We start from the raw sequence: 11613 nt of genomic DNA, 5'->3' as shown, positions 1-11613 counted from the left end.
GCCGAACACCTCGGCGTAGCGCGCATGGTAGGGCGGGGGCTCGGCCGTCAGCGTCAGCCGCAGCGGCACGATCTCGTGCTCGGTGAAGAGACGGCCGAAGTTCAGCARGGTGCCCATCTGGATGTCCATCCGGCAGCGGCTGTAGGGGCGCTCGGGGCCCGCGTAGCGCACCCGCACCGCGGCCTCGCCGGGGTCCGTCACGATGTCGAGCTCGCAGGCCGACACCAGCGCGTTGTAGCGTCCGATGCGCGCCAGCGCCGCACCGAAGTTGCTGCAGGTCATGGCCGAGAAGCCGACCACGCCGAACAGCTCGGGCCGCATGGGCTGCATGCCGAGGAACAACCCGATCGCCGGATTGCCGACCCGCTCGTAGGCCGCCGTGAAGAAGCGGTCGGCCTGGTCCGCGGTGAGGGGCTTCTTCAGGTCGGCAGGCGCCAACCCGGCGAGCAGGGCGAGCTCGGCCAGGTCGATGCCTGCTTTCTCGATGCCGGCGAGCATGTTGAGGGGCAGGGCGGCGGTGGACGTCACGAAGTCGATCTTCCAGGGGAAGGCCCGCTGCCCGACTCCCACGCAGTGCCTGCGCTTTGGCGCCTTCGGCAAGTGAGATTGGCGGCTGCGGACAGTTTTCCTCCCCGGCCGCAGCTTAATCTGCAACTGAAAGAAAACACAATTATTACTTTCTGTATGGTTCCTGCGACCGAAGCCGTTGCGGGTGGATTCGTTGCGCGCAAGACCCACCCGATCGTTGAGCTGGACTACCGTGTCCGGCTGCCGGTGTGCCTGCTCGTGCTGGCACTCTGGGCGACGATGCTGGGCCGCCGCGAGGCCGGCAGTACCTGGTTCTGGGGGCTGGCGGTGTTCCATGGCCTCTTGTGGCCCCACCTGGCCTACCTGCACGCGCGCAGTGCCGCCAACTCCAAGCAGGCCGAACTGCGCAACCTGCTGAGCGACGCCTTCCTGTGCATGCTGATGGTGGCGGTCTGCTCCTTCGGCCTGTGGCCGGCGGCGGCGGTGTTCATCACGCTCAACGCGGCCAATCTGAGCGTGGGCGGTCCGGGCTTCGCCGCCAAGGGCTTGCTGGCCTTCCTGGCCGGCGCCCTGCTGGGAGGCTCCTTCACCGGCTTCGCCGTCGACCTCGAGTCGAGCCTGGCCATCTCGCTGCTGAGCATCGGGGCGCTGGCGCTGTTCACGACCATCTTCGGCTTCAGCTCGAACGCCCAGACGCGCAACGTGCTGCGCACCAAGCAGAAGCTCGAGAGCCAGAACCTGCTGATCGCGCAACAGAACCGGTACATCGAGACCGCGCGCGCGCAGGCCGAGGAGCAACGCGCGGCCGCCGAGCAGGCACGCGAGGCCGCCGAGGCGGCGAACCGCGCCAAGAGCGCCTTCCTGGCCAACATGAGCCACGAATTGCGCACGCCGCTGAACGCCATCATCGGCTACAGCGAACTGGTGGCGGAAGAAGTCGCCGAGCTCGGCCAGCCGCAGCTGCAGCCCGACCTGCACAAGATCCGCGCCGCCGGCCAGCAGCTGCTGGAGCTGATCAACAACGTGCTCGACCTGTCGAAGATCGAGGCCGGCAAGCTCGAGCTGCAGATCGAGGACGTCGATCTGCAGAACCTGATCCGGGAGGTGCTGGACATCGCCCGGCCGCTGATCGCGCGCAACGCCAATGTGCTGGAGGTCAGCGTCGAGCCGGACCTGGGCGCGGTGCGCGCCGACGGCATGAAGCTGCGCCAGGTGCTGCTGAACCTGTTGTCCAACGCCGGCAAGTTCACCAGCGACGGCCTGCTGTCGCTGGACGTGTGCGGCGCCGCGCGCGACGGCGTGCGCTGGCTCGAGATCGCGGTCAGCGATTCGGGCATCGGGATGACGCCGGCGCAGATCGAGCGGCTGTTCCTGCCTTTCTCGCAGGCCGACAGCACCACCACGCGCCGTTTCGGCGGCACCGGCCTGGGCCTGGCGATCAGCCGCCGCCTGTGCGAGCTGATGGGCGGCGACATCCGGGTGTCGAGCGAGGAGGGCAAGGGCTCGCGCTTCACCGTCATGTTGCCGGTGCTGGGCCTGGACCTGGCCGGCGTGGGGGCCTGAGCACGCCATGAGCGAAGCACAGGGCCGCGCCCGAACGACCGCCGCAGCACCCCCGCCCCGGCGCATCCACCCGATCGTCGAGCTCGACTTCGGCGTGCGGCGCTGGGCCAACCTGCTGGTCCTGGTGGTGCTGGTGTCGCACTTCCTGGAGCGGCCGACGCCGCCCTGGGCCTGGGCGGTGCTCGCCTTCCATGGCATCCTGTGGGCGCCGCTGGCACGCTGGCTGGCGCAGCGCGCGCCCGACAGCCGGCAGGCCGAGCACCGCAACCTGATGACCGATGCGCTGCTGTTCGGCACCCTGAGCGGACTGGTGTCCTTCTCGCTGTGGCCGAGCACGCTGATGCTGAGTTCGGGCCTGCTGTCGATCCTGAGCCTGGGCGGCCCGCCGCTGGCGGTGCGCGGCTTCGTGGCCTGGGTGGCCGGCGCGCTGCTGGGCGCCGCCGCCAACGGCTTCGACCTGCAGCTGGAGTCCTCGCTGCGCACCACGCTGCTGTCGGTGGCCTGCTTCGTGCCCTACCTGCTGATGTTCGGCGTCCATTCCCATGCGCAGTCGCAGCGTGCGCTGGAGGCGCGGCGCGAGGTGGTGCAACGCAACCAGCAGATCACGCTGAAGAACCGCCAGCTCGAGCTGGCCCGCATGCTGGCCGACTCGGCCAACCGCACCAAGAGCGCCTTCCTGGCCAACATGAGCCACGAGTTGCGCACGCCGCTGAACGCGATCATCGGCTACAGCGAGCTGCTCGAATCGGAGTTCATGGACATCGGCGAGGCCGGGCGGGTGGGCGACGTCCAGAAGATCCGCAATGCCGGCATGACGCTGCTGGCGATGGTCGAGGGCGTGCTCAACCTCTCGAAGGCGGAGGCCGGCCAGGCCGAGGTTTTCAACACGCCCTTCCACGCCGATGAACTGGTTGCGCAGGTGGCGCAGGAGATGCGCGAACAGATCGAGCGCAACGGCAATGTCTTCAGCGTCTTCTGCGAGGTGCCGACGCTGCGCCTCCTGGGCGACGCCGAGAAGATCCGCGAGATCCTGGGCCATCTGCTGTCCAACGCTGGCAAGTTCACGCGCGACGGCGAAGTGGTGCTCGCCGTTCGCCACGAGCCCGAGACCCAGATGCTGGTGATCCGGGTCGACGACAACGGCATCGGCATCTCGAGCGCGCAGCGCGAGCTGCTGTTCCGCGCCTTCGCGCAGGTCGACAGCTCCAGCACCCGGCGCTTCGAAGGCAGCGGCCTCGGGCTGGCGATCACGCGCCACTATTGTGAGCTGATGGGTGGCAGCATCGACGTCGACAGCCAGGCCGGCGCCGGCGCCCATTTCACGGTGCGCCTGCCGGCGCCGGTGGCGGCGCGGAGGGACCTCGCCCATGCCTAGGATCCTGATCGTCGAGGACAACGAGATGAACCTCGACATGCTGTCGCGGCGGCTCTCGCGCCAGGGCTTCGAGATCTCCGCCGCCACCGACGGCGCCCAGGCCGTGGCGCTGGCCGCGAGCGCGGCGCCCGACTTGATCCTCATGGACATGAGCCTGCCGGTGATGGACGGCTGGGCCGCCACCCGCGCGCTGAAGGCCGATGCGGCGACGCGCGCAATCCCGGTGATCGCGCTCACCGCGCACGCGATGTCGGGCGACCGCGAGCGCGCCATGGCGGCCGGCTGCAACGACTTCGACACCAAGCCGGTCGACCTGGCGCGGCTGATGGACAAGATCGGCCGCGCGCTCCTCGCGAAAGGGTCCGCGTGAGCCGCCGGGCCGCTCCCAAGGCGAATACCGCAGCGCTGCTGCGCGGAGGTTCTCTATGAGCCGCCGGGCCGCTCCCAAGGCGAATACCGCAGCGCTGCTGCGCGGAGGTTCTCTATGAGCCGCCGGGCCGCTCCCAAGGCGAATACCCAAGCGCTGCTGCGCGAAGGCACCCCAATGAACAGGCTCAGCATCACCCGCACCGCCACGCTGGAGAACCTGCCCGAGCTGCTCGCACTGGCCGACCAGGCCTGCGAGCGGGCCGGCGCCAGCCGCGAGGTGCGCGACGCGGTACGTCTCGCGGTCGAGGAGGTCAGCGTCAATGTCATCACCCACGGCTACGACGAGGGCGAGCCGGGTCCGATCACGCTGGCCCTCGACTGGGAATGCTGCCCGATGACGATCGAGATCGCGGACCGGGCGCGCAGCTTCAACCCCGATTCGCTGCCCTCGCCCTCGCTCGACATCGCGTGGGAGGAGCGCCCGGTCGGCGGCCTCGGCTGGCACCTGGTGCGCCAGATGGTCGACGAGGTGCGCTACCGCCCGGATCCCGAGCGCGGCAACCACCTGACGCTGCTCAAGCAGATCCACCCCTAATMCAGATCAGAGGAGTTCCCCATGCAGATCGACATCATCCCCGGCGACGTCACGGTCGCGGCCATCAGCGGCAGCGTCGACAGCCTCACCGCCGAGCACCTCATGCAGGCACTCGGCAAGGCGGTCAGCGAAAACCAGGTGCGCCTGGTGGCGGATTTCAGCGCCGTGGTCTACACCAGCAGCGCCGGCTTGCGGGCGCTGCTCGCGACGCTGAAGGACGCGCGCCGCCAGGGCGGCGACTTCCGGCTCGCGGGTGTCCAGCCGGCCGTGTTGCGGGTGCTGGAACTGTCGGGCTTCACCAGCATCCTGAAGCTCTACGGCGACGTCGGAACGGCTGTCGCGAGCTTCGACGCCGAAGTGCAATGAGGACCACCCCCGTTGCTTGCTCACTTCGTGTAGCCGCCTCCCACCTCAAGGGGGCAACACCAGCGGCCCGGCGAAGCCGGTTCCGCGGTGTTTCTGGCTTGGGCCCCGCGAATTCGTGCGGCGCGAATCGAGCGACGCGTTGTGGAGCGATTCGATGAACCCATCTGAGGCACCCGGGCGCAAACGGATCGCGCTGGTCATCGGCTCGGGCAGCGTCAAGTGCGCGGCCGCCATCGGCATCCAGAGCGTGCTCAAGCGCGAAGGCTTCGAACTCGACATGGTGGTCGGCTGCAGCGCCGGGGCGATCTACGCGGCGGTGATGGCGGCCGGGCACGACGCCGCCCTGGCGGCCGAGATGACCCGCAAGCTGTGGACCAAGGAAGTGGCGAACAAGCGCAACACGCGCGCGCTGCTGCAGACCGTGGCGCCGCGCTGGCTGCGTTTCGACAAGGCGACCTACGGGCTGCGCGACGACCGCGTGATCCTGCAGCGGCTGCAAAGCGCCTTCGGCGACCTCCGCATCGAGGACCTGCCGACACCGCTGCACATCGCGGCCACCGACCTCGCCAACGGCGAGCAGGTGGTGCTGTCCTCGGGGCGTGTGGTGGACGCGGTGCGCGCCAGCATCGCGCTGCCCTTCGCCTTCTCGCCCTGGCGCATCGGCGACAAGCTGCTGATCGACGGCTTCCTGTCCGACCCGATGCCGATCGGCGTCGCCATCCGGCAGGGCGCCAACGTGATCGTGGCGGCCGGATTCGAAAGCCCGTACCAGACCAGCATCCGCTCGGCCGGGCGCTTCGCCTTCCAGCTCAGCGCGATCATGTCCAACAACCTGTTCAAGTCGAATTACGCCTTCCACAGCCTGGCGCACCACAGCGAGATCATCCCGATCATCCCCCGCTTCGAGCAGCGCGTGCGCCTGTTCGATACCGACAAGATCCCCTACATCATCGAAGCCGGCGAGCGCGCCGCCGAGGAGCAGCTGCCCTACCTGCGCGAACTGATGCGGCAGAGTCCCGAGCCGGCTGAACACGCATGAAGCAGGGGCACCCGGGATTGCCGGAACGCAGGAAGCCGAGGGTGGCGGTGGTGATCGGATCGGGCGGCCTCAAGTGCGCCGCCGCGCTCGGCGTGCTCAAGGTGCTGCAGCGCGAGCGCATCGGCATCGACATGGCGATCGGGTGCAGCGGCGGCAGCTTCTTCGCCACCGCGATCGCGCTCGGTGCCGACGACATGGACGAGGTCGCAGAGCGCTTCGCGCGCGGCTGGAGCGGCACCTTCGGGCGGATCGGCTACCGCACCATGCTGAGCGCGTTGTTCCCGCGCCTGTTCGGCTTCGGCCACCGCTTCGGCCTGCTCGACGACCAGAAGGTCAACGAGGCGATCAAGGGCTTCACGCGGCAGCTGACCTTTGCCGACACCCATATCCCGCTCCACCTTGCGGCCACCGACTACAACAGCGGCGAGAAGGTGGTGATGTCCCAGGGCAAGCTGGCCGACGCGATCCGCGCCAGCATCGCGATCCCGCTGGTGCTGCCGCCCTGGCCGGTGGACGGCCGGCTGCTGTTCGACGGCGGCGCGTCGAATCCGGTGCCGGTGGACGTGGCGACGCGCGAGGGCTGCGACATCGTGATCGCGATGGGCTTCGAGGAGCCGGTCGACGGCGCGGTGCAGTCGGCGATGCAACTGGCGCGCCGCGCCATCTCGATCTCGGTCAACCACTTCATCCGCTCGCAGTACGCGCTCTACAGCCTCACGCACCATGCGGAGGTGATCCCGATCCTGCCGGTGTTCGAGCGCCGCATCGGGCTGCGCGACCTCAGCGAGCTGCCCTACATCATGGGCCTCGGCGAACGCGCGGCCGAGCGCGAGATCCCGTACCTGCGGCGGCTGCTCGCCGCAGGAATGACCGCCATCGACAGCCCGCCGGGGAGGGCGTCGTGAACGCCACCGCTGTCACGCCGGCTCGCGCCCTGGTGGTCGACGACAACGAGATGAACCGCGACGTGCTGTCGCGCCGCCTGCAGCGCAGCGGCCATGCCGTCGAGGTGGTGGACAGCGGCGAACGCGCCCTGGCGCGGCTCAAGGTCCAGAACTTCGACCTGATCCTGCTCGACGTCATGATGCCCGGCATCGATGGCTACGAGGTGCTGGCGCGGCTGAAGGAGGACCCGGCGCTGCGGCATATCCCGGTGATCATGATTTCCGCCCTCGGCGAGACCGAGAGTGTCGTCAAGTGCCTGGCACTCGGCGCCGACGACTACCTTACCAAGCCCTTCAATCCGCTGATCCTGCAGGCCCGCGTCGAGRCCTGCCTGCTCAAGAAGCGGATGCACGACGGCGAGATGCGGCATCTGCAGAGCATGGAACGCGAGTTCGAGATCGGCCGCGCGATCCAGGCCGGCTTCCTGCCCGAGGCGCTTCCTGCGATGGCGGGCTGGGACATCGCGGTGCGCTTCCGGCCGGCGCGCCAGGTGGCGGGCGATTTCTACGACCTCTTCGCCATCCCGTCCGGCGGCATCTTCATCGTCGTCGCCGATGTCTGCGACAAGGGCGTCGGCGCGGCGCTGTACATGGCGCTGTTCCGGACCCTGATCCGGGCCACCGCGAGCCAGCGCTTTCCGGAGGGCACCGATGCGGCCGCGGTCCTGCTCGCCACCGCCACGCTCACCAACGACTACATCGCGCGCGTCCATGGCCGCGCGAACATGTTCGCCACCGCCTTCCTGGGGATTCTCGACGCCGGGACGGGCGCCTTGCTCTATGTCAACGCGGGCCACGATCCGCCGCTGATCGCCGGCGCCGGGGGAAGCAGGCGGCGGCTCGGCCTGACCGGCCCGGCCCTGGGACTGCTGGCCGAACAGCGCTTTACCGTGGGCGTCACGCAGTTGAGTGTCGGCGACCTGCTGCTGGGCTACACCGACGGCGTGGTGGAGGCGGCCGGCGCCGAAGGCGCGTTCGGGGAGTCGCGGCTGCTGGAGTCCCTGCGCGACCTCCAGGGCTCGTCCGAAGGTCTGCTGCAGCGGATCGAGGCGGCGCTCGACGCGTTCAGCGAGGGTGCGGAAGCCTCGGACGACATCACGATGGTGGCGCTGCGGCGAAGCGGATCGGCCGAGGGCCCGTAGGCCTTCGAGGTGCAGGCGGGCGCCTACGCCGACAGGGCCGGCAGCCTTGCAGTTCGACACAGTTCGGTCTTTAGAATGGGCCGCCACGAGTTGAATGGAGCTTCCTTTGCGCATTGCCACCTTCGCCTTCGCCGCCCTTGCCGCGGCGGCCACGCTTCCGGCCTTCGGGCAGGTCAACATCAACATCAACGTGCCTGGCCTGGTGCAGGTGGCGCCGCCGCCTCCGCGCTACGAAGTCATGCCCGGACCGCGCCCGGGCCAGGTGTGGGTGCCGGGGCGCTGGGTCTGGAACGACCGGGACTACGTCTGGCAGGCCGGGCGCTGGCAGCAGGATCGGCCCGACTACGTCTATGCGCCGGGCCGCTGGGTGCAGGCGAGCGGCGGATGGCGCTGGGTCGACGACCAGTGGAAGCCCGGCAAGCCGCCGAAGCAGGGCAAGCACGGCCATGGCCACGATCAAGACGACGATGGCTACCACTGCCCGCCGGGGCAGGCGAAGAAGGGGCGCTGCTAACCCGCCTTTCACAGGCAGTCCGCCGCCCTCGACGGCGAGATGCCGGACATCCTGCAGCGCGTGGCCTTCGTCGTGATGCCGGGTTGCCGGTCGAGCGCATGAGTGCCTTCGCCGCCGAGCGTGGCTGGCGCCATCTGCGCCTCTATTCCTCTGGCGGCAGGCGCCCGATAGACAGCGCACCGGACCCGTCGGGGCGCCCGCGAGCCAAAGCCAGCGCTGCCATTTCTCGCTGATCGTACGGTACTGAAGCAGTCCGACACTGCCCGGGTTGACGATCAGTTGTCCGCCGGACGCCCCGAACCACGCGTGGCACATGCGTGTGCTCGCACGCCGAGCGATCTCCTCGAAGGTATCGATCCGCACTTGGCGCCGGAGGCGGTCCGCACAGCTGTGCGAGCACAGCATCATCCTGGTGCGACGGCCGGGCGCGCCCGGCCTGTACGCCGACCTTCTCGCGCTCTGCCACGCCCAGGGCCTGTTGCCGCGCGTGGTGGCCGAGGTGGATCGCATGATGACCAACCTCAATCTGGTGGCGGCCGGGGTGGGCGTGTCGGTGGTGCCGGCCTCGATGGCCGGCGTGCACTCGCACGCGATCACCTACGCCCCGCTGGCCGGTTGCGACGCATTGGATGCACCGCTCACGCTGGTGTGGCGCGAGAGCGAAGACAGTCTGCCCGCACAACGATTCGTCGCGCTGTTGCGTGCGCGCTCGGTCGCATGACGCTGCGACGGCGCGAACTCTTGACCCAGGGGCTGGGCGCTGCGGCGCTGGCCGGTTTCGCGTGCGTCCACGCCGAGTCCAGGCCACCATCGCGCGAGCGCGCGTGGCCGACCCGGCCGCTGCGGCTGATCTTGGTCTATCCGCCCGGCGGCGTGAGCGATGCCATGGCACGAGCGCTGGCTGAGCCGCTGGCGCGTGCGCTCGGCGTACCGGTGCTGGTGGAGCACCGGCCTGGCGCGGGCGGCAGTGTGGGCATCGAAGCGCTCGCGCGTGCCGAGCCCGATGGCCACACCCTGGCCTTCTCGGCGATCAGCCCCTTGACGCTTCACCCCTTGATTGCGCATGGGGCCCGCGACCCGCTGCATGCGGTGCTGCCGGTGGTCAGCGTGATGCGCACGCCGGTGCTGGTGGTGGGCACGCCGGCCTTCGAGGGGCGGCGTTTCGAGGACGTGGTGACGCTGGCGCGCGCCCGGCCCGGCGCGCTGAGATGGGCCAGTTCGGGCGTTGCGACAACCGGCCACCTGGTGCTCGTGCAGGTGCGTGTGCTCGGTGGCGTGGATATCACGCACATTCCGTATCAGGGAGGCGGGCCGCAACTCAACGATGCGCTGAGCGGCCAGTTCGAGCTTCTGTCGACCAACGTGGCTGCACAGCAGCTGCGCCATATTGCCGACGGTCGCCTGCGAGCGCTCGCAGTGGGCGCCCCGGTTCGGCTGCCCGCACTACCCCAGGTGCCTACCTTGGCCGAACTGGGCTTCGCGCCGGCCAACCGCGATTCGTTGTTCGGCATCTTCGTGCCAGCGCGCACACCACTTCGCGTCGTGTATCGGCTCAATGCCGAGATCAACCGCCTGCTGATCGAACCGACCCTGCGGGCACGGCTGCAGGAGGCGAACAACCTGCCGGCCGGCGGTGGCGTCGAAGACTTCATGTCCGAGATCGCGTTGGAACGCGACCGAAACAGCGCCCTTGTGTCGATCGACCGGCGCGTGTTCAATTGATCCAGGCCGGCGACCATTACAGTCGCATCAACGCTTCGGACCAGGGCCAGGTCGGCATGGGCTTTTCCTTGACGGGATTCCTGGCGTACAAAGCCCGCCGCTCGCCGGTTCATGAATTTGATCTGCATTACAAGAGGGTTCAGATGATCACTAAATTGGCAGAATCCCACGGCGCATGACCCACAAGAAGTCTCCAGCCCCTCTCTCCGTGTCCGCGGCCCTCGACGCCCCGCCTCCGCGCCGGCGTCTGGCGCCGGAAGATCGGGAGCACCAGATCCTCCAGGCGGCCACGGCCTTTTTTGCCCGCAGGGGCTTCGACGCCGGCACGCGCGAACTGGCACGTGAACTCGGGATCACCCAGCCGCTGCTCTATCGCTACTTCCCGACCAAGGAGGCGTTGATCGACAAGGTGTACGAGGACGTTTTCACTCGCCGCTGGAATCCCGAGTGGGAAGAATGGCTGGCGGACAGGTCGGTGCCGCTCGCGGATCGGCTGAAACGCTACCTGAAGGACTACGCGCGCTTCGTTCTTCGGGGCGAGTGGGTGCGAATCTTCATCTATGCCGGCCTGAGTCGAGGCGGCATCAATCAAAAATACCTGGCCCGCCTGCGCGAGCGCCACTTCATGGTCATCGCCCGCGAATTGCGTCACAGCTACAAGATCCCCGAACCGCGCGATGCGCAGGAGGAAGATGAGGAAGTCGAGTTGATCTGGGCCATGCACTCCAGCGTCTTCTACATTGGCGTGCGCAAGTGGGTCTACGAATTGCCGACGCCGAAGAATCTCGATCGGTTGATCGACATGCGTGTCGACGCCTTCATTGCCGGCGTTCCTGTCGTGCTGAGGGCACAGCGCCACCGCTGAGCGGCGAGATGCCGTGCAGCGAGGGGCATCTGCAGCTTTGCCCGGAGTGGTCTATTATTTATCTATTGATAATTTATAGACCAGGGAAGCTGCATGGCGATCACCAGGCTGGCGCATTTTTCCGTCCGTACGACGACGCTGGACGCGTCCCGCAAGTTCTACACGGATGTCCTTGGATTCAAGGAAGGCTTCAGGCCGCCCTTCAAGTTCCCGGGAGCGTGGCTTTACCGCGGCGGCGACGAGGCCGACTACGGCGTGGTCCACCTGATCGGGATCGATCGCCACGATCCCCAGGGTTTGGTCGACTACCTCGGTGAAAAAGCTGAAGAAGGCCTGCACGGCAGCGCCGCCGTCGATCACCTTGCGTTCCTGGCGACGGACCTGATCGGCATGCATGAGCGCCTGCGTGCCGCGAGCCTGGCTTTCCGCGAGCGCACGGTGCCGAGCCTCGGACTGCATCAGGTGTTCGTCGAGGATCCCTCCGGCGTCACGATCGAGCTCAATTTTCCCGCAGCGGAAGCGCTGCCGTTGCAGCAAAAGACGACGGACGCGTCTGCAATCGCGGACTGACCGGCCTGGAGGGGACAAACA

Annotated in this window: 15 protein-coding genes and 1 pseudogene; 15 read left to right on the top strand and 1 reads right to left on the bottom strand. The window is 68.2% G+C overall.

Annotated features, from left to right (window positions below; translation table 11 throughout):
- Nucleotides 1-528 (bottom strand): AraC family transcriptional regulator ligand-binding domain-containing protein (locus tag AC1D2E_RS32555; RefSeq protein ID WP_478201229.1); only part of this gene is annotated, 528 nt, incomplete at its 3' end.
- 156 nt (nt 529-684) lie between these two features.
- Here AC1D2E_RS32555 and AC1D2E_RS32550 point away from each other — a divergent pair.
- The 15 genes and pseudogenes from AC1D2E_RS32550 to AC1D2E_RS32480 all read left to right on the top strand — a co-directional run bounded on the left by AC1D2E_RS32550 (nt 685) and on the right by AC1D2E_RS32480 (nt 11592).
- Entirely contained in the window at nt 685-2091 is a 1407-nt protein-coding gene (locus AC1D2E_RS32550) for an ATP-binding protein (protein ID WP_478201228.1), read from the top strand.
- A 7-nt stretch (nt 2092-2098) separates the two neighbouring features.
- Nucleotides 2099-3466, top strand: a complete 1368-nt coding sequence (locus AC1D2E_RS32545) for an ATP-binding protein (RefSeq protein WP_478201227.1) — start codon at nt 2099-2101, stop codon at nt 3464-3466.
- Nucleotides 3459-3836, top strand: coding sequence for a response regulator (locus AC1D2E_RS32540; protein ID WP_478201226.1), 378 nt, complete (start codon nt 3459-3461; stop codon nt 3834-3836). Before AC1D2E_RS32545 ends, AC1D2E_RS32540 begins: the two co-directional genes overlap by 8 nt.
- Before the next feature lie 174 nt (nt 3837-4010).
- On the top strand, nt 4011-4430 hold the full coding sequence (locus tag AC1D2E_RS32535) for an ATP-binding protein (protein WP_478201225.1): 420 nt from the start codon (nt 4011-4013) through the stop codon (nt 4428-4430).
- 21 nt (nt 4431-4451) lie between these two features.
- Nucleotides 4452-4796 (top strand): STAS domain-containing protein, encoded by a 345-nt coding sequence (locus AC1D2E_RS32530; protein ID WP_478201224.1) that lies wholly within the window; start codon nt 4452-4454, stop codon nt 4794-4796.
- Between the two features lie 154 nt (nt 4797-4950).
- Nucleotides 4951-5835: a patatin-like phospholipase family protein gene (locus AC1D2E_RS32525; protein WP_478201223.1), complete on the top strand. Its 885-nt coding sequence runs from the start codon at nt 4951-4953 to the stop codon at nt 5833-5835.
- Nucleotides 5832-6740, top strand: coding sequence for a patatin-like phospholipase family protein (locus AC1D2E_RS32520; protein WP_478201222.1), 909 nt, complete (start codon nt 5832-5834; stop codon nt 6738-6740). The genes AC1D2E_RS32525 and AC1D2E_RS32520 overlap by 4 nt, the downstream gene beginning before the upstream one ends.
- Nucleotides 6737-7921: a PP2C family protein-serine/threonine phosphatase gene (locus AC1D2E_RS32515; RefSeq protein ID WP_478201221.1), complete on the top strand. Its 1185-nt coding sequence runs from the start codon at nt 6737-6739 to the stop codon at nt 7919-7921. The genes AC1D2E_RS32520 and AC1D2E_RS32515 overlap by 4 nt, the downstream gene beginning before the upstream one ends.
- Before the next feature lie 94 nt (nt 7922-8015).
- Nucleotides 8016-8435: a YXWGXW repeat-containing protein gene (locus tag AC1D2E_RS32510; RefSeq protein ID WP_478201220.1), complete on the top strand. Its 420-nt coding sequence runs from the start codon at nt 8016-8018 to the stop codon at nt 8433-8435.
- 21 nt (nt 8436-8456) lie between these two features.
- Nucleotides 8457-8593, top strand: a pseudogene (locus AC1D2E_RS32505) (DUF899 domain-containing protein); the annotation flags it as partial.
- A 155-nt stretch (nt 8594-8748) separates the two neighbouring features.
- The gene (locus tag AC1D2E_RS32500; RefSeq protein WP_478201219.1) at nt 8749-9156 is read left to right on the top strand and encodes a LysR substrate-binding domain-containing protein; all 408 of its coding nucleotides are present in this window, start codon (nt 8749-8751) and stop codon (nt 9154-9156) included.
- On the top strand, nt 9153-10157 hold the full coding sequence (locus AC1D2E_RS32495; RefSeq protein ID WP_478201218.1) for a tripartite tricarboxylate transporter substrate binding protein: 1005 nt from the start codon (nt 9153-9155) through the stop codon (nt 10155-10157). The genes AC1D2E_RS32500 and AC1D2E_RS32495 overlap by 4 nt, the downstream gene beginning before the upstream one ends.
- Nucleotides 10154-10336: a hypothetical protein gene (locus AC1D2E_RS32490; RefSeq protein ID WP_478201217.1), complete on the top strand. Its 183-nt coding sequence runs from the start codon at nt 10154-10156 to the stop codon at nt 10334-10336. The genes AC1D2E_RS32495 and AC1D2E_RS32490 overlap by 4 nt, the downstream gene beginning before the upstream one ends.
- A complete protein-coding gene (locus tag AC1D2E_RS32485; RefSeq protein WP_478201216.1) occupies nt 10333-11022 on the top strand; it encodes a TetR/AcrR family transcriptional regulator in 690 nt (229 codons plus the stop codon). The genes AC1D2E_RS32490 and AC1D2E_RS32485 overlap by 4 nt, the downstream gene beginning before the upstream one ends.
- Before the next feature lie 93 nt (nt 11023-11115).
- Nucleotides 11116-11592, top strand: coding sequence for a VOC family protein (locus tag AC1D2E_RS32480; protein ID WP_478201215.1), 477 nt, complete (start codon nt 11116-11118; stop codon nt 11590-11592).
- The last annotated feature ends 21 nt before the right edge of the window (nt 11593-11613 follow it).

It is taken from the genome of Variovorax sp. P1_H2 (assembly GCF_056405295.1).
The sequence above is the reverse complement of the archived record's forward strand: the minus strand, read 5'-3'. Positions and strand labels throughout refer to the sequence as shown.